At 32.9% G+C, this 25,522-nt stretch carries 19 protein-coding genes; 11 read left to right on the top strand and 8 right to left on the bottom strand.

Translation table 11 applies throughout. The features are described from left to right. Positions 1 to 62: 62 nt before the first annotated feature. Positions 63 to 2,723 carry a DUF5916 domain-containing protein gene (locus tag Q0783_RS06440; protein WP_298894103.1) on the bottom strand — a complete coding sequence of 887 codons (2,661 nt, stop codon included), beginning with the start codon at positions 2,721 to 2,723 and terminating at the stop codon, positions 63 to 65. Positions 2,724 to 2,960: 237 nt separating this feature from the next. Here Q0783_RS06440 and rplM point away from each other — a divergent pair, with 237 nt between their 5' ends. The 4 genes from rplM (at position 2,961) to tsf (ending at position 5,907) form a co-directional block, all read left to right on the top strand. Further along, positions 2,961 to 3,416 carry a 50S ribosomal protein L13 gene (gene rplM, locus Q0783_RS06435; protein ID WP_230934935.1) on the top strand — a complete coding sequence of 152 codons (456 nt, stop codon included), beginning with the start codon at positions 2,961 to 2,963 and terminating at the stop codon, positions 3,414 to 3,416. Then, positions 3,416 to 3,802 carry a 30S ribosomal protein S9 gene (gene rpsI / locus Q0783_RS06430; protein WP_230934934.1) on the top strand — a complete coding sequence of 129 codons (387 nt, stop codon included), beginning with the start codon at positions 3,416 to 3,418 and terminating at the stop codon, positions 3,800 to 3,802. The genes rplM and rpsI overlap by 1 nt, the downstream gene beginning before the upstream one ends. Before the next feature lie 227 nt (positions 3,803 to 4,029). Beyond that, the gene (gene rpsB, locus Q0783_RS06425; protein WP_230934933.1) at positions 4,030 to 4,845 is read left to right on the top strand and encodes a 30S ribosomal protein S2; all 816 of its coding nucleotides are present in this window, start codon (positions 4,030 to 4,032) and stop codon (positions 4,843 to 4,845) included. An 87-nt stretch (positions 4,846 to 4,932) separates the two neighbouring features. Continuing rightward, complete coding sequence (gene tsf, locus Q0783_RS06420; RefSeq protein ID WP_298894102.1) at positions 4,933 to 5,907, top strand: translation elongation factor Ts; 975 nt, start codon at positions 4,933 to 4,935, stop codon at positions 5,905 to 5,907. A gap of 56 nt (positions 5,908 to 5,963) precedes the next feature. Here the strand turns inward: tsf and Q0783_RS06415 are convergent, their stop codons facing one another. Further along, a complete protein-coding gene (locus Q0783_RS06415; protein WP_298894101.1) occupies positions 5,964 to 7,358 on the bottom strand; it encodes a serine protease in 1,395 nt (464 codons plus the stop codon). Between the two features lie 202 nt (positions 7,359 to 7,560). Between Q0783_RS06415 and pyrH the strand changes: the two genes are divergently transcribed. The 3 genes from pyrH (at position 7,561) to Q0783_RS06400 (ending at position 10,215) form a co-directional block, all read left to right on the top strand. Beyond that, positions 7,561 to 8,268: a UMP kinase gene (gene pyrH, locus Q0783_RS06410; protein WP_230934930.1), complete on the top strand. Its 708-nt coding sequence runs from the start codon at positions 7,561 to 7,563 to the stop codon at positions 8,266 to 8,268. A gap of 50 nt (positions 8,269 to 8,318) precedes the next feature. Then, positions 8,319 to 8,873, top strand: a complete 555-nt coding sequence (frr, locus tag Q0783_RS06405; RefSeq protein WP_298894099.1) for a ribosome recycling factor — start codon at positions 8,319 to 8,321, stop codon at positions 8,871 to 8,873. 64 nt (positions 8,874 to 8,937) lie between these two features. Next, positions 8,938 to 10,215, top strand: a complete 1,278-nt coding sequence (locus Q0783_RS06400; protein WP_298894097.1) for a DUF5686 family protein — start codon at positions 8,938 to 8,940, stop codon at positions 10,213 to 10,215. 1 nt (position 10,216) lies between these two features. Here the strand turns inward: Q0783_RS06400 and Q0783_RS06395 are convergent, their stop codons facing one another. Then, the gene (locus Q0783_RS06395) at positions 10,217 to 12,856 is read right to left on the bottom strand and encodes a hypothetical protein (protein WP_298894095.1); all 2,640 of its coding nucleotides are present in this window, start codon (positions 12,854 to 12,856) and stop codon (positions 10,217 to 10,219) included. Between the two features lie 265 nt (positions 12,857 to 13,121). On the opposite strand from Q0783_RS06395, the gene Q0783_RS06390 reads away from it, so the two are divergent. The 3 genes from Q0783_RS06390 (at position 13,122) to rpoN (ending at position 18,593) form a co-directional block, all read left to right on the top strand. Next, positions 13,122 to 15,521 carry an efflux RND transporter permease subunit gene (locus tag Q0783_RS06390; protein WP_298761391.1) on the top strand — a complete coding sequence of 800 codons (2,400 nt, stop codon included), beginning with the start codon at positions 13,122 to 13,124 and terminating at the stop codon, positions 15,519 to 15,521. A gap of 34 nt (positions 15,522 to 15,555) precedes the next feature. Further along, positions 15,556 to 16,989, top strand: a complete 1,434-nt coding sequence (asnS, locus tag Q0783_RS06385) for an asparagine--tRNA ligase (protein WP_298894169.1) — start codon at positions 15,556 to 15,558, stop codon at positions 16,987 to 16,989. Between the two features lie 143 nt (positions 16,990 to 17,132). Next, on the top strand, positions 17,133 to 18,593 hold the full coding sequence (gene rpoN, locus Q0783_RS06380; RefSeq protein ID WP_298894093.1) for an RNA polymerase factor sigma-54: 1,461 nt from the start codon (positions 17,133 to 17,135) through the stop codon (positions 18,591 to 18,593). Here rpoN and Q0783_RS06375 read toward each other — a convergent pair. The 3 genes from Q0783_RS06375 to Q0783_RS06365 form a co-directional block, all read right to left on the bottom strand. Beyond that, on the bottom strand, positions 18,590 to 20,473 hold the full coding sequence (locus Q0783_RS06375) for a hypothetical protein (RefSeq protein ID WP_298894091.1): 1,884 nt from the start codon (positions 20,471 to 20,473) through the stop codon (positions 18,590 to 18,592). The genes rpoN and Q0783_RS06375 overlap by 4 nt on opposite strands. A 210-nt stretch (positions 20,474 to 20,683) precedes the next feature. Beyond that, positions 20,684 to 21,217 (bottom strand): hypothetical protein, encoded by a 534-nt coding sequence (locus Q0783_RS06370; RefSeq protein WP_298894089.1) that lies wholly within the window; start codon positions 21,215 to 21,217, stop codon positions 20,684 to 20,686. An 11-nt stretch (positions 21,218 to 21,228) separates the two neighbouring features. Then, positions 21,229 to 23,352 carry a hypothetical protein gene (locus tag Q0783_RS06365; protein ID WP_298894086.1) on the bottom strand — a complete coding sequence of 708 codons (2,124 nt, stop codon included), beginning with the start codon at positions 23,350 to 23,352 and terminating at the stop codon, positions 21,229 to 21,231. A 267-nt stretch (positions 23,353 to 23,619) separates the two neighbouring features. Between Q0783_RS06365 and Q0783_RS06360 the strand changes: the two genes are divergently transcribed. Further along, the gene (locus tag Q0783_RS06360) at positions 23,620 to 24,225 is read left to right on the top strand and encodes a hypothetical protein (RefSeq protein WP_298761389.1); all 606 of its coding nucleotides are present in this window, start codon (positions 23,620 to 23,622) and stop codon (positions 24,223 to 24,225) included. Positions 24,226 to 24,228: 3 nt separating this feature from the next. Here the strand turns inward: Q0783_RS06360 and Q0783_RS06355 are convergent, their stop codons facing one another. Both Q0783_RS06355 and Q0783_RS06350 read right to left on the bottom strand, forming a co-directional pair. Further along, positions 24,229 to 24,942: a porin family protein gene (locus Q0783_RS06355; RefSeq protein ID WP_298894084.1), complete on the bottom strand. Its 714-nt coding sequence runs from the start codon at positions 24,940 to 24,942 to the stop codon at positions 24,229 to 24,231. 99 nt (positions 24,943 to 25,041) lie between these two features. Next, positions 25,042 to 25,518 carry a biopolymer transporter ExbD gene (locus Q0783_RS06350; protein ID WP_298894083.1) on the bottom strand — a complete coding sequence of 159 codons (477 nt, stop codon included), beginning with the start codon at positions 25,516 to 25,518 and terminating at the stop codon, positions 25,042 to 25,044. Between the last annotated feature and the right edge of the window lie 4 nt (positions 25,519 to 25,522).

The raw sequence follows: 25,522 nt of genomic DNA, 5'->3' as shown, positions 1-25,522 counted from the left end.
AAAAATTACTGCGTCGATGTTAGAATTATAGATATAACGGTTTAAAATAGTATTCTAAACCACTACAATACAAATCGGTATGTAGCCTTAATCAAGAATGTGTTTTCGGGTTTTTGGTTAAAAATTTGGTTGTCAATAATAGCTCCAAAATCATTATTCACATCACCTAGACCAGTAATTCCTTGAGACCATACTAAGAATACTTCTGATCCTGGAATGTATTCCCAACGCACCACAAGGTTTGATCTAAACTGTACGAAAGCAAAGTCAGGGTTTCCAAAACTATAATCTGATGTTCCATTTACATCTTCATCCACAACGTATGAACCGTTTTCTTCTGAAATTTGATTAGCATCATACCACGTAACACGGTCGTTAATGTTTTCTGCAGTAGGATTGTTTACAAAATTAAAGTTAGAATACTTCGCCTTGAATATAAAAGGCTGTCCATAATATTGAATGGTCAAATTAGGATTGATATTATAGTTGACTCTCAAGGTAGCACTCAAACTTTCGTTATCAATTTCACCTAAGATATAACGAGGAGTTCCGTTAAAATTAGATTCGGTAACATATTGGGTTCTATTTGGATTTTCTTCGTACTCAAAATTTAAAGACATACTCAATGAATTTAAAGGTTGGTATCTAAATCTTAATTCATAACGATCTAATGAAAAATTGTTTTGCTTTGCTCTTGAGTTCACATAACCTATAGTTGTACTTAGTTTCTTGCGTTGATCGGTTCCTATGAACATATACCAAAAATTCTCTTCGTTCCATCTCCATCTCGGACCTCCTCGCAATACAGTATTACTATATATTCTAGGTTTGTGTGCGGCTCCAAAATCGGCAAACCAGTTATTTATGAAATTAATATTTCCACTCATTTCATACTGAATCCTATTATAATTCCCTTCAAAATCATATTGCGTAAATTGTTCTAAACCAATATTTGCTCTCCTAAACCAACTTGTAGGCTTATTAAATAAACGCCTCACATTAGCATATTGAGAAATAATATCTGCCTGTCTTAAAAATCCAATATCATTAAGTTCTAATTCTGGAGATTTCCAATTTCCGCCAATAGTATATCGCCATTTATCACTACCACGTTGACCAAATTCCAGTCGTCCACCCGAACCAGTTAATGAGGTTTTATTAGGATCGACATCTACATGACTGGCATCAGTTCGTTGAAATAAATGTGTTAATGAGGTTTGTGTGTTGGTAATGGCTTCCTTACTTCCATTAACAGTACTTAATGTGAGATTCCCTTGAATGTAATACCTACGGTTTTTCCAGTTATGTCTAAAATCGACACCACCAGTATAAGCGCTCTTTCTTAGGAAATCTAAATTCCCTTCCAATTTTCTATTGGTAGATGTTACAATGGCACCTATGTACGAGTTACGATCATTAAAATCTTTCTGTGCTCTTGCCACCAAATAATTAGTAAACGGCTCAACGAGTTCTTCTCGTCGTTCACCAACTTCAGGTAAGCTATTGATCACATCTTCACGCTCATCTAATTCAATCTCAGCATATTCTTTAGCTGTAATACTTTCTAAAAGTCCGATAGCCCAACCATTTTTTGTTTTACCACTAAATTTTGCTGCACCAAGTATAGTAGTGAAATTTGGTATGTCCTCATATTCACCCAAACTGCCATCGGCTGTTGTAAAGCCTTGAGGTGTTCTACCAATACGTCTTGAGAAGAACACATTATCTCTTCCGCCTCCCACTCTAAAGTCAAAGACATTTTTATTCTCTACAAAAAATGGTCGTCGTTCCTGAAAGAAAATCTCAAAACCATCCAATGCAATTGCTCCTGGATCGGCATCTACTTGTCCGAAATCTGGATTAATCGTCACATCAACTGTGAGGTCATTTGTAATTCCAATTTTGGCATCCAATCCTCCAGTAAGTTTGGTATCATTTCCATCTCTAAATGGGTTTCCTGCTTCGGCTTGATAGGTATCTAATTGTGCGACAGTATAGGGTTGAATTTCTAATTGTTTTTGAGGCTTTAATCCAACAAGTCCGCGTAACTCACCAAACTCACTTACCCATCCTGGTGGATTTGCAGGTAAAGGTTGCCATGTTGATCGCTCTTCATTATTAAAATAGCGTCGTGTTGATTGTAAACCCCAAACTTGATCTTCGAGGTCTCCAAAACGTAACTGACTTAACGGAATTCGCATTTCGGCAGTCCAACCATCATCATTAATTTTTGTATCAGCATACCAAATTGGATTCCAACTGCCATCAAAATTTCCGTTATCAGATATAAATTCATCGCCTTTTACTCCAGATGCTGAAATGGTAAACGAAAATCCCGTTCGGTCATCATTATAGCTTCCAAGATTGATTTCAACCCAATCTCCAGGAAAGTCATCTCGTCTTCCCATACGTTTTTCTATGGTCGAAGGATCTGCTTGATAACATTTGAAAGCGACATATAAGTTTTTGTCGTCATACACAATTTTCATTTTGGTTTGTTCGGAAGGAGGTGTACCTACATCTGGCTGGAATTCTACGTAATCAGATGTCCACTCCACAATATCCCAAGCGGCTTCGTCAAGAATACCATCAATAGTTGGAGCCTTTAGGTCTTTAATGGGTGAAGTTGTGTATACTCTTTTTGGAATTGATGATTCATTTTGTGCAAAAACAGTAAATGAACTGCATAGGAATACTGCAGTAATTAGTGAATAGATTTTCATTGATTTGATTGATTAGTCTTCGTTGTAAAGACTTCAATTTAAAGTCTTTGTTACATAAAATCATCATGTTTGAGAAAATTTTAACGAATGGCTTCGTTATCAATCTCATACAAAAGGAAAATTATTTTGGACACAACTTAAAATATTGGCTAAATAGGATTTGGTAATCAAATATTTAATCGTAAATTTGCAAACTCTTTTTTAAGAGAGGAATGTTTAATAACAAAATTAATAAGTGTGGACACATTAAGCTACAAAACGATTTCAGCAAACAAAGCTACTGTTAATAAAGAGTGGGTTTTAGTTGATGCTGAGAATCAAACGCTAGGTCGTTTAGCTTCTAAAGTAGCAATACTTTTAAGAGGTAAACACAAGCCTAACTTCACACCACATGTTGATTGTGGAGATAACGTTATTGTTATCAATGCAGAAAAAATCAACTTATCAGGAAACAAGTGGAATGACAAAACGTACATTCGTCACACAGGGTATCCAGGTGGTCAAAGAAGTTTAACTGCGAATGAATTGTTTGGAAAAGATCCTGCAAGAATCGTAGAAAAATCAGTAAAAGGAATGCTCCCTAAAAACAAATTAGGTGCAGATTTATTCCGTAATTTAAATGTTGTTGTAGGTTCTGAGCACAAACATGAAGCTCAAAAACCAAAAGCAATCGACTTAAACAAAGTTAACTAATGGAAGTAATTCACAAAATTGGCCGTAGAAAGACGGCTGTTGCTCGTGTGTACGTTGCCAAAGGAAAAGGTAACATCACGGTGAACAAAAAAGACATGGCGGTTTATTTTCCTACTGCAACATTGCAGTATAAGGTAAACCAACCTTTAGCTATGACTAACAATGATGGCAACTTTGATATTACAGTAAACGTTTACGGTGGAGGTATTACAGGCCAAGCCGAAGCGATCCGTTTGGCATTATCTCGCGCTATGTGCGAACTTGATGCAGAAAACAGACTAATATTAAAGCCAGAAGGATTATTAACTAGAGACCCTCGTATGGTTGAACGTAAAAAATTCGGTCAGAAGAAAGCAAGGAAAAAATTCCAATTCTCGAAACGTTAATCCTATCCTTTTTTATTATTCTGAATTTTCTTCGGAATATAAAAAAATCAAAGCTGTTCTGATTAACCATCAGAACAGCTTTAAATTAAAACCGCTGAATTTCCATTCGGCAACAATTAAAAAAATCCTGAAACGAGTTCAGGTACAGTTTAGCATCTAAATGGTCAAGGCGAGCGTAAGCAACCACTCGATCATTGCTAATTTAACAGAACGTAAACTATTACAAAATGGAAAAAGTAGAAGTAAAAGACTTACTTGAAGCAGGTGTACACTTTGGTCACTTGACAAGAAAATGGGATCCAAACATGGCTCCTTACATTTATATGGAACGTAACGGTATCCATATCATTAACCTTTACAAAACAGCAGCAAAAATTCAAGAAACTTCTGAAGCGCTTCACAAGATTGCAGCTTCTGGAAAGAAGATCTTATTTGTTGCTACAAAAAAACAAGCAAAAGACATCGTTGCTGAAAAAGCTGGCGCTGTAAACATGCCTTACATCACTGAAAGATGGCCAGGTGGAATGTTAACTAACTTTGTTACGATTAGAAAAGCTGTTAAGAAAATGGCTATGATTGATCGTATGAAGAAAGATGGAACATTTAACTCTTTATCTAAGAAAGAACGTTTACAAGTAGATCGTCAAAGAGCTAAATTAGAAAAGAACTTAGGATCTATTTCTGATATGACACGTTTACCTGGTGCACTTTTTGTAGTAGATATCAAACGTGAGCACATCGCCATTAAAGAAGCACAGAAATTAAACATTCCAATCTTCGCAATGGTAGATACAAACTCAGATCCTCGTGAAGTAGATTATTTAATTCCTGCTAACGACGATGCGTCTAAGTCAATTAACAAGATCTTATCAGTAGTAACATCGGCAGTTGCAGATGGATTAGCTGAAAGAAAATCAGAAAAAGCTGAAAGAGATGCTAAAAGTGAAAAATCACCAGCAGCAAAAAAAGAAGTGAAAACTGAAGCAAAAGCTGAGAAAAAAGCTGAAGTAGTTGCACCAGTTGCCACTAACGAAGAAGAATAAATAAACAATTACACAATATAATTAAGTCGTTTAATTGTTTTCATCACGAAATATAAATTAAACGACTTTTTTAAATTTTTATAAACAATGGAAAATACTGTAAAAATTACAGCCGCAGAAGTAAATAAATTAAGACAAGCCACAGGAGCTGGTATGATGGATTGTAAAAAAGCCTTAGTTGAAGCTGGAGGCGATTTCGACAAAGCCATTGAAGTACTTCGTAAAAAAGGACAAAAAGTTGCAGAAAAAAGAGCTGATAGAGATTCATCTGAAGGTGCTGCAATCGCAAAAATTAATGCAGATAACACGTCTGGTGTTGCTATTGTATTAGGATGTGAAACTGATTTCGTTGGGAAAAATGAAAACTTCGTAGCATTAGCTAATCAATTTGCAGAAATTGCATTAAACTATAACACTAAGGAAGAATTCTTAGCTGCCGATTTTGGTGGAATGACTGTTGCTGAAAAGTTAACAGAACAAACAGGAGTTATTGGTGAAAAATTAGACATCACTTCTTTTGAAAAATTAGATGCACCTTACGTTGGACAATATGTTCATATCAATAAAATTGCTGCATTAGTAGGATTATCTGCAAACGTGGATAACGCTGAAGTTTTAGTAAAAGACCTTGCTATGCAAGTCGCTTCTATGGGAGCTACAACATTATCTTATAGAGATTTTGATCCAGCATACGTTGCTTCTGAAACAGAAGCAAGAATTGCTGTAATCGAAAAAGATAATATCGAATTAGGACGTTTAGGTAAGACCTTAAAGAATGTACCACAGTACATCTCAATGGCACAATTAACTCCTGAAGTATTAGCTCAAGCTGAAGAAGCTGCTAAAGCCGAATTAAAAGCTGAAGGTAAGCCAGAACAAATCTGGGATAGAATTTTACCAGGTAAAATGGAGCGTTTCATTTCTGATAATACAACTTTAGATCAAGAACAATGTTTATTAGATCAAAAGTTCATTAAAGATGAAAAGAAAACTGTCGCTCAGTATGTTGAATCTTATGGTGACGTTACTGTTACTGGGTTTAAACGTGCTACAGTAGGATAATAATCTATTTTATTCTCAATATAAAACGAAGCCTCTCATTAATTTGAGAGGTTTTTTTATTTATAAGAAAGTGTCATATATCCAGAGTTTATAAGTTTAGTATCAGAATAAACACTGATTTTATACTTACCCGATTTGTAAAATGAATTGGAGAAATGTGTTATAGATGAACTGCTGTTAACTTCAGTGACATTAAAGGTTTTAACTTGTTTATAATTGCCATTTTCATCCATTAAATCTACATAGACTTTCATTCTGTCTGTTCCTAGTTTATAAGGCTTATTTTCAACATATATCCAAATTACTCCTCCCAAAGACTTGTCTATTGTAAAACTAGAGTATCGTTTAGAGGCATCTGGTATTAGGTTATTATTCTTTTTTGCAGAAACATTTGAGAAAAACACCTTAGAACTTAAATAAGACACATAATTAGAAGGTGGTTTCTTTAGGTCATTCTCCTTTTTAACTCGTAAAGCTATTGCCGCATTAATCTGTGCTTTGGTTTTTGTTAATTGTTTATCCCCTTTAATTGTATTTATTGATGATGAACGATTAGGTAATGTTAACCCATCTGCAATTAATTTTGTGTGAGCTTTATTATCAATAGCAGAAATATAGTACATTCCATTAATACCACCTACAAGTCCAATTCCTGTTTTATTTCCTTTAGCTGTCGCAATTCCAATAACTTTATTATTCTCATCAAAAACAGGCCCTCCGCTATTTCCAGGGTGAATTTCAGCATCAGTTTTAATATACCCATAATCAGAATTAAACACAAAATCATTACCACTCATAATACCAACACTTAGGGTGCTTAAATCTCTTAACATTAGATCTGCTGAGCCTTGAAATTGTGCTGGATATCCAAACACACATAATTTTTCTCCTTGTGATACCGTATCAGAATTTCCAACAGGAAGCTTGGTAAAATTCATGCTTACTGGATTATCATTTAAATCACTAACTATTTTTAATAGTGCGCCATCAAAAGCACCTGCTCCTATTGAAACAACCTTAGCTTTATATAATTTATAGTCGTTTTCACTCTTCCCATTAAACACCTGAATTACAGGAACTGTATGTCCAACTCGATAAACTTTAACTAAATTCTTATCATTTACAATGTCTTCAGAATATACATCAATTTTAGATTTTTTGGTTTTACCAACATTATAGTCGTAGTCTAAATAACCTTTAACAGCTGTTTCCACTACATGCTTATTAGTAAAAACATAACCGTCTTTGGTCACGATAAAACCAGAACCTCTACTTAAATAACCTTTACCAGGCTTTTCTTTTTCTAATTCTGGATCAAGCATAATTATTTTCACAACGCCTTTGTAATATTCGGCGGCAATAAGTTTAGTGTCCAATCCTTTAGGTGCAGGTTCTCTACATGAAAAAATTAAAACAAAGGAGAAAAGTAAAAGAAACACTCTATTTTTCATAATAGCTGGTATAGAATACTTTATAAAAAAACGAAAATTATTTATGTTACGAAAATTAAATTGCTCATAATCAATACAAAATTACTGTCTTTTCATAAGTTCATAAAAGTAATTGTCATTTTCACAGGTATTTTTTTATATCCCAATTCTACTTTTCTAAATTACAATAATGATTATATTTGCTAAACTTTCAATATAAGAAATGAAATACAAAAGAATCCTACTTAAATTATCTGGTGAAGCTCTAATGGGTTCTCGTCAATATGGAATTGATCCAGAACGTCTGGGAGAATATGCTAAAGATATTAAAGAAATTACCGATCTTGGCGTTGAAGTAGCCATTGTAATCGGTGGTGGAAATATTTTTAGGGGTGTAGCTGGTGCGATGAATGGAATGGATCGTGTTCAAGGTGACCATATGGGAATGCTCGCAACCGTAATTAACGGCTTAGCTTTGCAAAATGCTTTAGAAGATGCTGGTGTAAAAACCCGTTTACAAACTGCGATTAAAATTAATGAAGTAGCAGAACCCTTTATTAGAAGAAAAGCAATGAGTCATCTTAATAAAGGTCGTGTAGTTATTTTTGGTGGAGGAACTGGAAATCCTTATTTTACTACAGATTCTGCAGCGGTTTTAAGAGCTATTGAAATTGAAGCAGATGTTATTTTAAAAGGAACACGTGTTGATGGTATCTATAATGATGACCCAGAGAAAAATGCAGATGCTATCAAATTTGATCATATTACATTTGATGATGTGCTACGTCAAGGACTAAAAGTCATGGATACGACAGCATTCACATTGAGTCAGGAAAATAAACTTCCAATTATCGTTTTTGATATGAACAAAAAAGGGAATTTATTGAAAGTAGTATCCGGAGAAAATATAGGAACTAAAGTTAATTTATAATGTTTGGCTTATTTTTTGGTAAGCATTTTACGAATTAAAGTTTTTAAACTATGAACGAAGACATAAAATTTATATTAGATACAGCTCAAGAAGCTATGGATGCTGCAATAAAGCACCTTGAAAAGCAATTTGTAAATATTCGAGCTGGTAAAGCTAGTCCATCGATGTTGGGAAGTGTAATGGTAGACTATTACGGCACTCAAACACCTTTAAATCAAGTAGCCAACGTCAATACACCTGATGGTAGAACTATTACAGTTCAACCTTGGGAAAAAAGCATGCTTCAAGAGATTGAACGTGGCATCATGGTTGCAAATTTAGGGTTTAACCCGATGAGTAATGGTGAATCAATAATAATCAATGTTCCTCCTTTAACAGAAGAGCGTAGACGTGACTTGTCCAAGCAGGCAAAAGCGGAAGCTGAAGATGCAAAAGTTGGTGTTAGAAATGCACGTAAAGATGCAAACAATGAAATTAAGGATCTTGATGTCTCAGAAGATCAGCAAAAAAATGCTGAAATTGACATACAACAAATGACAGACAAGTACGTTAAGAAAATAGACGATACTTTTGATGTCAAAGATAATGAAATCATGACAGTATAACATTCAAAAAAGCGACTAACACAACGTCGCTTTTTTTATTAATCCTAAACATATTAACGATTACATGCATAAGACTTTTTGCCTAATTTTTGTTACGCTATTTACTTGTGCATTACATTCACAAAATCCGACATCTGATAACGATTCTACAAAAGTTAAAAACGACTCTATAAACAAAAGGGAATTTCTAAAACAATTAGGTAACGGCTTTTTTCCTACTAAATTTCTAAATATAGACTTAAAATACTTGATAAAATTTAATCAGTATGAAGGATTTAGAACGGGACTTGGCGGTGAGACTAATGACGGGTTTTCTGAAAAATATCGCATCAATAGTTATGTGGTTTATGGCTTTAGAGATCATCGATTTAAATATAAAATTGGTGGAGGCTTTAGGGCAAATAAAGATACAGACACATGGATAAATATATCCTATACTGATGATTTACAGGAAACAGGTAGCTCAACATTTTTAACAGACAAGCGCTTTTTTTCGTTTTTCGAGCCACGATTATTAAACATTGATCTTTTCCATAAACACATTACAAAAGCTGTTGGTATTGAACATCAATTTTCAAATCATTTGTTATCTGAAGCTGAATTTTCCATAAGTAAGATCAATCCAACATATAATTATTTTTATACCATTGATGACACCTCTTATGAAACCTTTGACCTAAGTACTGCAAAAGTATCTTTGCAATGGAGTCCTTTTAGTAATTTTGAACTCAACGATGGTCAAGTCAAAGAAACCAAAAGTGGTTATCCTAAATTCTCATTGCAATTGACACAAGGTTTTAGAAATGTTTTAAAAGGTGACTTTAATTTTTTCAAAACTGACTTTAGAACTGTACATCGATTTATATTTAATGACAAAGTTTTTACCGAAGCCATTTTAACTTCTGGTCTAGCCTTAGGAAATACGCCCTTAACACATCTATACCACGCCTATCCTAATAACATTACCAAAGAGACTGTTTTACAACGTTTTTCTGTAGCAGGAATCAACAGTTTTGAAACCATGTATTTTAACGAATTCTTTTCTGATCGTTTTACAACATTACAACTCAAACACTTTGTGAGACCTTTTAAAATTACAGAACGCTACAGACCGCAACTTGTCCTTATTTCCAGATTTGCTATTGGTGATATGAGTAATATTGAACGTCATGAAAGTATAGAATTTAACACCCTGTCTAAGGGGTATTCTGAAGCTGGCATTGAGCTAAACAAACTTCTTTTTGGTTTCGGACTAAGTTTTGCCTATCGTTATGGTGGTTATCACCTGCCGTCATGGGCCGATAATTTTGCGGCCAAGTTTACCTTTAACGTGAGTCTATAGCTCAATTAGTACGCTCTTCGACAGTATAACTAAGGACCTGATATCCTATTTCGCCTGTTTTAGAAATGGCTTCAATAATAATTTGAAAGGTTCCTATATTATCCGAATGATAATAACTGATATTTTGTACACCTTTATCATCTATTATTAACTGTGGTTCCCAGAAGATAGTAGACCGAAAATCAGGAACAGACAAATCATAAACATGATTAGAATCGTGTTTAGGTACATAAAATTCTTTTTCAATAGAAAACACAGGTATCATATTTAACTCTAATTTCTCTTCTGAAGCTCTAATAGCACCAAATATACCTTTGCCAGAACGTGTATAAATAGATATAATACTGCCCTCTAAACGACCGTGTGGTGGAGGCGCAGACATAACAATGCTGTATAGCTTTTTTAATTTTCTTGGGTTATCAATAACCTCTACACTCGTAATCTCATCTACCAACAAATATTGAAGCAATGGCATATTGACTTCGGTCACTGGCTCTCCATCTACAACAAATAAGGTTGTATGACCTCTTCCTCCTTTAGCTGTTTTCGCACTAAGACCTCCTGTAACACCTCTAGTGATAATAATCTTATCTCTGAAACTACTACTAAAAAGCACGCTGAAAAGCCCTGTTGATAGTTCGCTTTCTGCTGCTCTTAAATCTTTACCATCAATTACTGCATTTGGCTTTCCATAATTGTCAGCCATCTTTTTTCTAAGAGGTGTCATCTTATAACCATTAATGACAATTTCATCTAACTTGGTTGTACCAAACGTATTAAAGTAGTATTCCTCCTGTATGTTTTTAAATGCTCTATTTTTTTCTACAATTTTTTGCACTAAACTATCCTTAACTCCGCTTATCGTATTTAAAACAAAATCAATCGGAAGTTCTGTTTTCTTATTTAAAGTTACATTATAATCATTCTTATCTGTTTTTGTATTATCAAGAGCTTGAATTACAATTTCCTGTTCCTGTCCGTATATATCATTTAGTTGAAACTCAAAACTTCCAGGAGCTACAACATCTGTTGTATAAACCGAGCGCTGCGTATCGAAAGTCATTAACATCAATTCTATAGGATTGTTTTTATTTTTGGGGTTTTTGGGTGTTACAATTCCAGAAACATTCAAGTTTTTTTCGAGTTTATAATTCAATTTTCTTATAGGATCATGGTATTTGTATCTGCGCCAACCCTGAGTTAACATCAAAAAATCAATATCTTCAATGTGTCCATCCTGAAAATAGAACCTTGGATTTTCTATAGGGCCTTTCAAATCAGAACTCAACAAAAAATAAGATTGTATATTTTGATGATTACTATCAAGGTTTTCTTTATTTAATACTAACACCGAAGCATTAGCACTAACTGGAATTTTATCTGGCATTTGAGTTGAAATGCTTAAATCTATTTTATCTCTTTGGTATCTATTTTTTTGGTCAAATGTCGAATTAACCATTAACCGTTTACTTACATCATGATTGAAAAACAAACGTTCTGCCACAGGTACATTGGTGTTATCGAATAATGTAAAAGCAATAATTCCTTCAGGAAATAATTTCTTTGGAAACACATAAATAAAACTGCCATTAATTAAAGTAGCCTCTTGTTTCAAATATTCAAACCCACGAGACATTCCTTTCAAAACTATTGAATTATTACCCTTAATGTTAGTTTTAGCAGCCACATAGATTTTATCTTTTTTAGAAATAACATTTATCAAATAACCTGATTGTACTACTTGCGGTAAATAATATATGTTCTCTGAAGTATTATAATCGGACTTGAGTTGCACCTTATATCGTGCAGAGCTATATGCGTCTTCTAATATAAAACTTCCCATACCCAAAGTGTTACTCTTAAACGATGTTATAATTTCATTTGTTTCATTCAAAACATATCCTTCAACAAAAACACCTCGACCATCTGCTCCAACTGCTTTGAAACCCACTCTATTAGACAAACCACTTATAAGATTTCCACTTTCAGGAAAAAATTGTAAATCTATATAGTCTAATTGTGGCGAAAACGACGTTGAATATGAACGCTCATTATCGGTTAAAAAACTTAATTCAACACGTTTAGATTGATTAGAAATCTCATATTCTAAAACATAACTATCCTCTTTTCCTCTATTCGAAATAAGCGTATCTATTTGATCATCTTGTGTAACAAAAACCATTAAACTTTTTTTATGATCTGGGTCAATTAGTTTTGGATATAAATTGGCTTTAAACCGCTGAGCAATTGCATTACTATCTACTCGTCTAATATTTTGAATTGGCTTATGATACTTGTCGTTTTTGTTTTCAGAAAATATTTGAATTTCCTTTTCAAAGATAAAATCCGAATTGAAATTTTTATTCCATTCGGTATAAGCTCTAATCAAGTACATTCCTGGTTCATAGCTTCTATCTAATTCAAAATGACCATTTCCAATACCATCTTTGATTTTAATGAGTTTTGAATTAACAATATGTTGTTTTGAATCTATTAAGTCTACGTATAAAATACCACTAGAATAAGCCGTCTGATGAGTTCCAGCGTTAATAAGAATAGCTTTAAACCATATGGTTTTGTCAGTTGTGTAAACGGTATTATCAAACTGTAAGTACACCTTTTCAGCCAACGAATTATGCATGTATGATTTACTAGTTTGCGCCAACAAATTGGTTGTGAGCAACAGCAAAAACAACACTAAAACCCGCAATTTAAAAACGTAAATTCTATACAATTCAATTTTTATTTCAAGTTATATATATTTCCACTATTATTCAAATATCGAAATGTTAAATCAAGAATACTATTTATAGATGTTTTCAAAAAAAATAGACGTGTTAATAAATCTTATTTTTTACACACAATCACTTGCTTTTTCCTAACTTTGCGCTTCTTTTACAAGGCACATGTTTAAATTGTTTACTAAGAATTTTTGGGAAGTTGTTGCGCGACTTATTTTGCGCAATAAAATTGGTATTCTTATTGCCATTATTTTAGCAACCCTTTTCTTTAGCTCTCAGTGGAATAACATGCGTTTTACTTACACTGAGGCCAACTTACTTCCAGACGACGACGACATTAATGTTACCTACAACAAATTTCTTGAGATCTTTGGAGAAGAGGGCAACCTCATTGTGCTTGGTGTCAAAGACTCCACATTATTTACAGTTGACAAACTAAATGCTTGGAACCAACTCTCAGAAGATTTTAAAGCCTATGATGAAGTTGAAACAGTAGTTTCTATAAATGATTTACAAAAACTAGTCAAAAATGACAATGCCGAAAAATTTGATCTAGTTCCATTTATCAAAGATTCTGTTTCATCTCAAGAGCAAATCAAAACCCTGCAAGATGAACTATTTAAGAAATATCCTTTCTATGATAATTTCTTATTCAATACCGAAACTGGTACTATTAGAACCGCAATCTATCTTAAAAAAGAGATTGTAAATACGGCAGCTAGAAAAGATTTTATCATGCTAACGCTTGATAAAAAAATTAAAGCCTTTAAAGATGCCAATGATTTAGATGTCAGAATTTCTGGTATGCCATACATACGTACACTTAATTCTCAAAATATCGTCGATGAAATAGGTCTATTTATAGGTTTGGCTTTGGGTGTCACATCTCTAATTTTCTTTTTCTTCTTTAGATCATTTAGAGCAACCTTTATCTCATTAATCGTGGTTTGTGTTGGTGTGATGTGGACCTTCGGAATTTTAGGATTGCTAAATTATGAAATTACGGTTCTTACCGCTTTAATTCCACCACTAATTATTGTTATTGGAATACCTAATTGTATTTTCCTTATCAACAAATATCAGCACGAAGTAAAACTTCATGGTAATAAAGTTAAGTCATTACAACGTGTAATTACCAAAATTGGAAATGCGACCTTGATGACCAATGTGACTACAGCGTCTGGTTTTGCTACTTTTATTTTAACCGAAAGCAAACTTTTAAAAGAATTTGGTATTGTTGCGTCTCTAAGTATTCTTGCCATTTTCATTCTTTGTCTATTAGTTATTCCAATTATTTACACCTTTTTACCTTATCCTAAAGACCGACACTTAGAACATTTAAACAAACGTTGGATAGGTGGTTTTGTAAATTGGATCGAGCGTATGGTGAGAGAACAGAAGATTGCTATTTACGTAACCTCATTAGTGCTTATTATTGCAAGTATTATTGGAATTTATAAAATTGAAATCTCAGGAAGCCTTATAGAAGACATGCCAAAAGAGAAAGCCTTTTTTAAAGATATTCGATTCTTTGAAGAGGAATTTGATGGCATTATGCCTCTCGAGATTATGATTGACACCAAACGCAAAAAAGGTGTCATGAAATTGAGTACACTAAAAAAAATGGAGAAGTTAGAGGATCTTATCGATGAAATCCCCGAACTGTCTCGCCCGATTTCTGTGGTAAGTTTGGTAAAATATAGTAAGCAAGCGTATTACAATGGTAATCCTAAATATTACCAATTACCCACCAGCCAAGAAAATAGTTTTATCCTGTCTTATGCAAAAAACTCGTCTTCAGATGTTGATCTGTTAAAAAACTTTGTAGATAGTACTGGACAATATGCACGCATCACTACGTTTATGAAGGACATTGGTACGGATAAAATGGAACGTATTCAAGAAGACCTTCAGACTAAAATTGATAAAACATTTCAACCAAAAGATCGCTACGACGTCATCATGACAGGGAAAGCACTTGTCTTTCAGAAAGGCACAAAATACCTCGTAAAAAACTTAGCCATTTCATTATCGCTAGCAATTTTATTGATCTCTATATTCATGGCCTACATGTTTAGATCTGTTAGGATGATTATAGTTTCGCTAATCCCTAATGTATTACCACTCGTAATTACAGCAGGGCTTATGGGCTATTTAGGTGTTCCTATTAAACCATCAACAATTTTAGTATTTAGTATTGCATTCGGAATTTCGGTAGATGATACTATTCACTTTTTGGCAAAATATAGACAAGAGCTGCAAGCGAACCATTGGAAAATACGTAAATCTGTTTATAGAGCATTACGAGAAACTGGTGTGAGTATGTTCTACACGTCAATCGTTTTGTTTTTTGGATTCATTGTATTTACAACATCAAGTTTTGGAGGAACAGTTGCTTTAGGTGCATTAGTCTCAGCAACTTTACTATTTGCTATGTTGTCTAATTTACTCCTACTTCCATCGTTACTGTTGTCACTAGAACGAAGTATTGCTAATAAGGAAGTCATGCGTGAACCTTCTATAAATATTATTCCAGAGGAAGACGATACTTCTGAAGAAAATTAAACCGATAACATTTATATTTGCATAAAATTTCAAAATAATGAACTATACCGTTTCACAACTATTAACACAAGATATTACATTTCAGCCTATAGAAATAAAAGGTTGGGTAAGAGCCTTTAGAGCCAATCGTTTTATTGCTCTAAATGATGGGTCGACGATAAATAATATACAGTGTGTTGTTGATTTTGAAAATACAGATGAAGACTTATTAAAGCGTATCACAACTGGTGCCGCTGTGCATATTAAAGGAGATTTGGTAGAAAGTCAAGGAAAAGGGCAAAAAGTAGAAATACAAGTGTCGTCTATTGAAATTCTTGGTGATTCAGATCCTGAAGCCTATCCAATTCAGCCTAAAAAACACACCTTTGAGTTCTTACGTAAGAACGCACATTTACGTACAAGAACAAATACGTTTAGTGCTGTGATGCGTTTACGTTCTTCGTTGTCTTTTGCGATTCACAAGTATTTTACTGACAATGGGTTTTACCATGTACATACACCAATTATTACAGGAAGTGATGCTGAAGGTGCAGGTGAAATGTTTAGAGTAACAAATTTAGACGCAAAAAACCCACCTCTTAATGATGATAGCTCAATTAATTATAAAGAAGATTTCTTCGGAAAAGAGACGAACTTAACGGTTTCTGGGCAGTTAGAAGCTGAAACGTATGCGATGTCTCTTGGAAAAGTATATACATTTGGCCCAACATTTAGAGCTGAAAACTCAAATACTTCGCGTCATTTAGCCGAATTTTGGATGGTAGAACCTGAAGTTGCTTTTATGGATTTGGCTGGTAATATGGACTTAGCCGAAGACTTTATGAAATCTGTACTGGGCTACGCTTTAGAACACAATCGTGAAGATTTAGAATTTTTAGAACAACGCCTATTAACTGAAGAGAAATCTAAGCCACAAGCTGAACGTTCTGAAATGAGCTTGATTGAAAAAATCAAATTTGTGGTAGACAACAACTTTAAAAGAGTAAGTTATACTGAAGCCATTGACATTTTAAGAAACAGTAAACCAAATAAGAAAAAGAAATTCAAATATATTATTGAAGAATGGGGAGCAGACTTACAAAGTGAGCATGAGCGTTTCTTAGTAGAAAAGCATTTCAAATGTCCAGTAATTTTATTTGATTATCCAGCAAATATTAAAGCGTTTTATATGCGTTTAAATGAAGACGGAAAAACTGTTCGTGCTATGGATGTTTTATTCCCAGGTATTGGAGAAATGGCTGGAGGGTCACAACGTGAGGAACGCCTAGAGGTATTAAAAGAAAAGATGAAAGCACTTGATATCCCTGAAGAAGAATTGTGGTGGTACTTAGATCTTCGTAAATATGGAACTGCAGTGCATTCTGGGTTTGGTTTAGGGTTTGAACGTTTAGTAATGTTCGCTACTGGTATGGGTAACATACGTGATGTGATTCCTTATCCAAGAACACCACAAAATGCAGAATTTTAATTTAAGACATTTCATATAGACATATACAAAGGACCTATTCGATTTAAAATCTAGTAGGTCTTTTAAATTATTATAAAAGGGCATTGTTTTTGCAAGCAGTTATCAATAGTTTTTTTAACTTTACTTTGTACCAAATTTAGATTATGCTCAAACAATATTTACAGTTTAAATTATCTCAAAAGTTGTCACCGCAACAAATTCAACTCATGAAGTTGATACAGCTACCTACGCAAGCATTTGAGCAACGCATAAAACAAGAACTGGAAGAAAATCCTGCTTTAGATACAGGAAAAGACACCAAAGACGAGGATAAATTTGATGAGTTTGATAACTCAGCTGATGAATACGATGATAATGAGACTATTAATACTGAAGACATTAATATTGATGAATACTTGAGTGATGATGATATCCCTGAATATCGCACACAAGCCAACAATTATAGTGCTGATGACGAAGAAAAGAATGTACCGTATGCAGCTGGGACATCGTTTACACAGCATTTAAGAAATCAGTTAAACACCTTCAGGCTTAGTGATGAAGAGCGAGAAATTGCCGAGTTTTTAGTTGGTAGTGTTGATGAAAGTGGTTATATCCGTCGGTCGTTGAGTGATATTATGGATGACTTGGCCTTTACTCAAAATGTGTTTACTACTGAAGAGACGATTGAAAAAGTACTCCTTAAAGTACATCAATTAGATCCAGCTGGTGTTGGTGCAAGAAACCTTCAGGAGTGCTTAAGTATTCAATTGCATAGAAAGGAGAAACATCCAGATGTCGAATTAGCCATTGATGTTATTGATAAAGCCTTTGATCAATTTACAAAAAAGCACTATAAAAAGTTACTTCAAAAATTTGATATTACTGAGGTTCAACTCAGAGATGCTATTGAAGAAATAGAGCGTCTCAACCCAAAACCTGGAGGCTCTTATGCTGGAAACAATAAAATGGTGGAGCATGTGGTTCCAGATTTTGCCATAAAAATTGTAGACGGCGCATTAGAACTTACACTCAACGGAAGAAACGCTCCTGAACTTCATGTATCACGTGAATATAGTGATATGATGAAAGGTTACAAGGCTACCAAAGATAAGAGCAAATCTCAAAAAGACGCCGTCATGTTTATTAAGCAGAAGTTAGATGCTGCCAAATGGTTTATAGAAGCCATTAAACAGCGTCAACAGACACTTTTTGTGACCATGAGTGCCATTATGCATTATCAAAAGGAATACTTTCTTACAGGTGATGAACGTAAGTTAAAACCAATGATCTTAAAAGACATTGCAGATGAAATTGATATGGATGTGTCTACCGTGTCTCGTGTTGCTAATAGTAAATATGTAGACACGCCTTATGGTACAAAACTTATTAAAGAATTCTTTAGTGAATCGATGACTAATGATCAAGGTGAAGAGGTATCAACTCGTGAAATCAAAAAAATACTGGAAACGGTTATAGAAGAAGAGGATAAAAAGAAACCACTAACTGACGAAAAACTTGCAACAATACTCAAAGAAAAAGGCTATCCTATAGCACGTAGAACCGTTGCTAAATATCGTGAGCAACTGGATATTCCTGTAGCGCGATTACGAAAGAAGATCTAATTATTACAATTTTCACAATATGTAGATTTTAAAAAAGCATCATCCATAAGCTGAAATGTAACTCCATCTTTACCTACTGCATCAAATAATTTGCAAAATCTAGATTTATTTAAATTAACAGCGTTAAGCATTATCGTTCTATAGTTTTCAGTTTGGGTCAAATCTGAATTTGTGAGTGTTAAATTCAAGTAATAGAACAATAAATCTTCATCAACATCAATTTGATTAACTTTAGAACTTAACAAATTGGCTGCTTTATCAACATTAGCATAATAGGCAAGAAACTGAGCTAAACTAAAATAGTCAACATTTGATAATGGGACTTTTTTATAATTTTGATAAATATAGTTTACTGATATATCTTTGTTAGTATAATCTTGTTTTTTCATGAATTGCTCACTTTTGATAATGTGATAATTCACTAACATTTTATCGATTAATACTTGCTCAACACCATACCTTTTAAGTCCGTTAATTTCCTTTTTCAGTTGATCAGTATTCACAGGCTCAAAATTATAGCGCCAAATTTTAATTTTTATAGCGATAAGGTTATAATTAACTCTCGGGTTTTCAGGTTCTAGTTTTTTAAGTGCTTCCAGTTCATTTCTTACAATGATTATTTGTTGCTCATTTAGCTGATACTTTATAGCACTATTGTTGTTTAAGACATTCACAAATTTCATTTGTCGAGGAATATTCATGGTCTTCAAAATATCTGGAGAAACCTCTTTGTTTTTTAATTTTTCGAAAATTGAATTTTGAATTACCGTTGCTTCGTCTAAGTTATCATTTGTAATTGAAGCATTAAACAAATCAACTAAAGCCGTTTCAGACAAGGTCTTGTATTTATCTTTTTTCTCCAACTCTAATGTAACTACAGCTTTTCTATGGTTTTTTAGGTAAGGCTCCATTTCTTTAGAAAATGCACCAACTAACTTTGCTTTAAGTTGAGCCTTGCTCAAACTTTTTAGATTATCGTATTTGGTATTCGCAATATCATTTAAAAATTCCACCCAATTTTCAGAAGATGAAATTGTAGTTTCAATAGTAGGTTTTTGATATGATTGTAAGGCTTTGGCAATACTATTTGCTCTTTGCTCTTGCAATTCTATATTGCGTTCTAACCTTCCTTCAATAGATGAATAAGCATTAATATTTATAGTTTTAATATTAAAATCTGTAAGATTTAGAGAATCATACAAAGGCTTAATATCCTCTGGAGGGTATTCCGTTTTATTTTTTTCAAAAGGAATTTTAAAGCGTAAGGTTTTATACTTTATCTTAAATGCATCTTGTGCTTTAGATGAAACTCCTTGATTATTATAACTTATGTTATCTAGATACATTCCCATATCTAACAAATCCCAGTTATAAGCTTTAAGGTTATAAATAATGTAATACATGCATAGCCTCTTATTTCCAAGAAATAAGATGTTATATTCTAATTCTTTATCTAATAAATGGGCTGGTATATTACCAACTCTTACTCTAAATATATCTCCTTTTTGTTTGAGACCAGACTTCAATCGTTTGGCATAAACTGGTCGTAACAGCGCCCCTTTTATTTGTTGGTCTATTGTTTCTTCATCACAATTATAATAATCTTTGGCAACAACATCTATAGCAATCCCATCATTTACTCCTTTAAACAATTGATTAAACCAAGGCTTATTATTAGTTTCAAAAAACAAATAGTTTCTTTCTCGCTTAATTGAAAATTTCACTTCTTTGGGCTTTTGTCTAAACGCTGTATAGCACTGCTGACAAACCTCATCCATTTCAGTTTGTGTTTTAGGAAATACAACATCATAAGTTGTTTGGGCAGTGCACCAATACATACTTAAGGCAAAAAGAACATTTATATACATGTGTTTTTTCATGGTAAACTAGTTAAATATGCTTCTTCAATGAATTAAAGTGGCTCTACCATATTGAACTTTCCTATATTTATAGACTCTATATATTTTTTCTAAAAAAATTTTGACTAAAGAAATTTCATTCTCGTTTTGAAAGTCTTTTTAATTTTTAAAACAACATCTATAGGTAAAACACTCATTTTATTTATAACTTTAGAAATTCCAAACTAATCATTAGAAAGGTATATTTACAAAATGTAAGAATGGCTCTTCCTCAATTTTGTAAGTTCCATTAAAAGCATTATATCGTCTTGTAAAATCATTTAAAATTTCTTGAAAAAACTTTTTTTGAGAATCTTTAATTAACTCCTTTTCTAAAAAAAAACTTATCAATTCTTTTGGTTTATCAGAGATCTTTTCAAGAGAAACATAACTTTTTATAAACCAATCTTGTAATTCTCTAGGATGCTTTTCTTCAATAAATTGGGAAGTTAAATATATACTGTAAAAAATTAAACTAATATCCTTTTTCTGCATAGCCAATAAAACTAAGTCGTTAAAATCGATATTATTTTCGAAAGTATAATGCAAAAAATAATATCTTAAATAATTTACATATTTATATTTAGGATTTTCTGAAGAAAACCCTTTTGTCAAACAAGAGTTTAAGTCTACATTTAGATGTTTGCTTTCGAAACTCTTAAATGACTCATACTTTGTCAACCTTTCTTTATTTTTTTCTATAAGCTTTAATTTTAGATTTTCCATATCTATTCTAATTAAGGTAAATACCATTGTTTGGTTATAACATCATAGACGTAACCCGCATTTTCAAGGTGTTCAATCTCCTTGCCAAAGAAGCTTAAAACTCCTTGACTTGTTAATTCACTTTCTGGTATGACATCTCCAATAGAATTTACAAATTGACCATTTGTATTTACTTTAAATTTATTAATATTCTCTAATGGATTAGAAATTACTCTAATATCATCTCCTCTTACAATAGCATCATCTAACCATTGTTGATTAACCAACCACTGTTGAGCTTCTGTCATTCCACTTCCATCAAAACTTAATGCATTAATCCCTCCAACATTCTCTCCAGATTTTGATAATCCTGAGTTAATAACTTTACTCGTTCCTCCTCCATCAACATTATCAACCCACTTGCCTATAACAGTAGTTGTCTTATTAGGTTTAGTTACAATATCACCTCCAAAACCAGTATATTTAAATGTAAGGATATTATTGTAAATTCTTGCAATCAAATTATCTGCATCATCTAAAATTTTCACTGTATCTCCTTCTAAAACCGTTTTAAGTCCAGCGGTTAATCCTCTTCTAATCTCCGCCAAGTATTTATAGGCTAGCTTAAAAATTTTAAATGATTTATAAATAGCTTTCCCTGCTTTAGCAATGGTTTTTAAAATTACACCTCCAAAAGCATCAATTACTAAACCAGCTATTCCTGCTGTAACCAACCAATAATCTCCTTCATCAAGACCTCCAACAACATCAACAATACTACTACCTGGTATAAGTGCTAACCCAATTTCTACTAAAAATTGCCCCATAATCTCAGCCATTGCAGTCCATTCTTCTGCATTTTGAGGCCAACTAGATTGAGATAATGATTTAACCTCGGGCAAGATAGTTGTTTCTGTAATATTTATTTCAACCTGGTCTATAACATGTTGAGGCATTATGTATTGTAACTCATTAATATCACTTATTCCTTCTATAGCACTAGCATAATTAATTAGTTGATTATAAGCAGCCTTTGTTTTTTGACCCATAATATCTAAGTCTTCTGCCGATAAACTTTCATTATTTGCTGCAGTATCTAAAGCTTCATTAAACTCAACAAATGGAGAGTTCTCATCTCCGCCAGTAAGTGTTAGAAAATATAAACCAACTGCTTTAATTCGTGCTCGCTTAATGTCTATAGGTTCAATTTCAGCAACAGGACTTTGAACTATAGAGCCTAAAGCAATTAAAGCTGCTTCCGTTGGGTTCTGTAACGGTTTTATTTTTACAGGAAAGGTATTACCATCTAAATCACCTAAACCTGTTCCGCTACCATCACTCACATCACCTCCATTATTTCCAGTTCCCGTCCCTGTTCCATTTGAACCAGGCGTTACAGTTCCATGATTAACCGCTACATTTGGAGAAACAAAAATGCCTCCCGAAGTCGAGTCACCTGCTTCAAATCCTTCTGGACAATCTCCATAAGTTACATTAATGATTAATTGATTACCTCCAACTTCACATATCATTAATCCCGGTGTATCTGGATTTGGTGTTTGCGTGTCTGCAGGACTATGATTATTATTAGCACTACATTCCCATTGCCAAGTAATAGATGTGACACAAGTAAATACTAATGAATTTCTAGATAGTGCATTTGTCATATCTTCGAGAGAAAAAATATCATTATCCATCATATGCATTGTGCCTTTAAATGGTTGTGACATATCTAGAAGCCAATCTAAACTAGGTGTATACTTTATGATATTTGATTTTACAATACCATCACTGTTATTTACATGAAAAACCAAATTATAAAATTCATTATTTTCGGTTTCTGTATCAATTTTTAAAATATAGGATGTTATATAATCATATTCAATCATTGTAATATCATCAGTAATAATTTGAGCTTCACAATTATTACTAATTCTATTTAAAGCATTGTCATTGGTATCAAAAAATCTATTATAGGCTTTATAAGTATCTGTATATCCAATTTTATCATATAATTCGCCCAGTGAAATTGATTTAACCCTACTTTCTACTTTCGTTTCATTATAATGAACAATTTCTTCTTTTTCACAACTAGTAAAAAATACGATTGATGTAAAAGCAATTAATCTTGTCAATGTTTTTAGATGTCTCTTCATTTGTTTTGATTTGGTTTTTAAAATGTATAGCCCTATAGGTTTATAGTATAATAAAATTTGAAGATAAATGTATTATTTTAGGATTTTTCCCACAATAACTTAATGTTAAATTTTAGCCTTTTTAGATATATTTTCTAACTTTGATTCTGGTAGTTGGTCATCTAAAAAGTTTGTATTCTTAGTTGATTAAATACTTGGTGTTTTTAAAACATTATGACACACCAATATTGACATTAAAACAGAATCAATAATTATAGATTAACTAACTTGGACCAACTCCTCAAAAGCATATCATATATTTTTCACCCATTATTAATGCCATTGCTTGGTGTGGTCTTTTATTTTTCAAAAACACCCCGTTTTGTACCAATGCCATTAATGAAAGCCAAAGTGTTTTCAATAACAATTCTCACCATTATATTACCTATTCTATTGTTTTATCTTTTAAAAACACTCAATAAAGTAGAATCATTTCACCTAGAAAAAGTTTCAGAGCGACGACTACCTTTACTTATTAATAGCTTTATAGTCATACTTATTTTAGCTCGTGTATTACCTGTTAACGAGCTTCCTGAATTGTATTTCTTTTTCATTGGAATTCTTATTTCGACAATAACATGCTTTACGCTCGTACTCGCAAAGTTTAAAGCGAGTATACACATGATAGCATCAGCTGGGTTTTTTATGTTTGCTGTGGCTATTGCTATTCATTTCAAAATAAATATTAATGGTACTATTGCATTGATGTGTGTGATCTTAGGTGCCATTGCAACCTCGCGTTTACACTTGAAGGCACATACTCCTGTAGAATTAGCTGTAGGTTTTTTTGTAGGTCTATTGCCGCAATTGATCTTGTTAAACTACTGGATGTAATTGTTATAGAATATAAAAAATCAACCCTATTTTAACGACATTCATATCTATAGACTGATTAGTAGTGCTAAGCTTCGCATTAGAATCGAATATGGAATTAAGTGCATAATAGAAATGAAAACTCACATTTGAATATCCTGCACTTAAGGTCAATCCATATTGAAGCTTATTAAAATCATCGATATTAGATAATTTAATATCATTGGGACTCCCATCAAATTTTGATGAATTATACAGGACATAACCCAATTTGATTCCCGTATATATTCTCCAGAAATCATAGTCGGTAGACGTTGATGTTCGCCATCTAAATTCAATTGGCATTTCTAATAAGTAGGTAGTGAACTTATTCTTACTAAATGTTGTATCGTCATCTAAGATAGTGTAGTTAGTAACTCCATTGTCTTCGGAAATTAATAAGGTTTGATTATAGGAGTTCGTTGACAAACCCAATCCTACACCTATAGCAATATTTCGTTTTGTATTGATAGGCATATCTCTAATAAACCCAAAATGAAAACCACTTGAAAAACCACTTTGAGACACGCCGTCTAATTTTCTACCAAGAAGGTTATAGGTAACTGAGAGATAAAACTGATCTTCTCTATAGTTTTCATCAACAATAGAATCTGATTTTTTTTCTGTTTCAAGCGCATTTTGAGCTTCAAGAATTTGAATGCCCATTAGTGCAATTATTACATATAAAACATATTTCATAGTACAAATATAACTCAATAGTGATTAAAAAATTTTGAGTGTGTAGAATAAAAAAAGCACCCAAATTGGATGCTTTTATTTTATTGTTGATTCAAGATATTAATTATCTAATGCACTACCAGAACCTGTTGCATAATTAATCTTTAAAGCATTAACTTCTCTAAGTTCTTGTTTGATATCACTAACAATACCCATGTTAGCTTCACTATCAACTTTTAACGATACGGTTAAGAAATCTCTTAACTCTTCTCGTATAGATAGTCTTTCTGAATTAATAAAAGATTCTATTTCACTAATTTCTGCAAACTTATCATTAAGTTGAAGTCGTGCTTCTTTACCATATCGATCTTCAAATGCTTGTGTAGGCTTACCTGCATAGATGTAACTAATTGGGTATTTCTTCTCTAGCTTTTCTACTTGATCTGCCAATGGTAATTTGTTTTCAATAAGTAACGTATCTTCTCTCATAACCGTTACAACCATGAAGAAAAATAACAACATAAAAACAATATCTGGTAAAGATGCTGTATTTACAGCTGGTAAAGCATCGTCTTTTTTATTTTTAAATTTAGACATTTTC

Source organism: uncultured Psychroserpens sp., assembly GCF_947500255.1.
Lineage (GTDB): Bacteria > Bacteroidota > Bacteroidia > Flavobacteriales > Flavobacteriaceae > Psychroserpens.
This window is presented reverse-complemented; position numbering and strand designations above follow the sequence as displayed.

Bases quoted from the DNA above. Each gene is read 5' to 3' on its own strand.
- Q0783_RS06440 (WP_298894103.1), bottom strand. From the start codon at position 2,723: ATGAAAATCTATTCACTAATTACTGCAGTATTCCTATGCAGTTCATTT.
- rpsI (WP_230934934.1), top strand. From the start codon at position 3,416: ATGGAAGTAATTCACAAAATTGGCCGTAGAAAGACGGCTGTTGCTCGT.
- rpsB (WP_230934933.1), top strand. From the start codon at position 4,030: ATGGAAAAAGTAGAAGTAAAAGACTTACTTGAAGCAGGTGTACACTTT.
- tsf (WP_298894102.1), top strand. From the start codon at position 4,933: ATGGAAAATACTGTAAAAATTACAGCCGCAGAAGTAAATAAATTAAGA.
- Q0783_RS06415 (WP_298894101.1), bottom strand. From the start codon at position 7,358: ATGAAAAATAGAGTGTTTCTTTTACTTTTCTCCTTTGTTTTAATTTTT.
- pyrH (WP_230934930.1), top strand. From the start codon at position 7,561: ATGAAATACAAAAGAATCCTACTTAAATTATCTGGTGAAGCTCTAATG.
- frr (WP_298894099.1), top strand. From the start codon at position 8,319: ATGAACGAAGACATAAAATTTATATTAGATACAGCTCAAGAAGCTATG.
- Q0783_RS06400 (WP_298894097.1), top strand. From the start codon at position 8,938: ATGCATAAGACTTTTTGCCTAATTTTTGTTACGCTATTTACTTGTGCA.
- Q0783_RS06395 (WP_298894095.1), bottom strand. From the start codon at position 12,856: ATGCATAATTCGTTGGCTGAAAAGGTGTACTTACAGTTTGATAATACC.
- Q0783_RS06390 (WP_298761391.1), top strand. From the start codon at position 13,122: ATGTTTAAATTGTTTACTAAGAATTTTTGGGAAGTTGTTGCGCGACTT.
- rpoN (WP_298894093.1), top strand. From the start codon at position 17,133: ATGCTCAAACAATATTTACAGTTTAAATTATCTCAAAAGTTGTCACCG.
- Q0783_RS06375 (WP_298894091.1), bottom strand. From the start codon at position 20,473: ATGAAAAAACACATGTATATAAATGTTCTTTTTGCCTTAAGTATGTAT.
- Q0783_RS06370 (WP_298894089.1), bottom strand. From the start codon at position 21,217: ATGGAAAATCTAAAATTAAAGCTTATAGAAAAAAATAAAGAAAGGTTG.
- Q0783_RS06365 (WP_298894086.1), bottom strand. From the start codon at position 23,352: ATGAAGAGACATCTAAAAACATTGACAAGATTAATTGCTTTTACATCA.
- Q0783_RS06355 (WP_298894084.1), bottom strand. From the start codon at position 24,942: ATGAAATATGTTTTATATGTAATAATTGCACTAATGGGCATTCAAATT.
- Q0783_RS06350 (WP_298894083.1), bottom strand. From the start codon at position 25,518: ATGTCTAAATTTAAAAATAAAAAAGACGATGCTTTACCAGCTGTAAAT.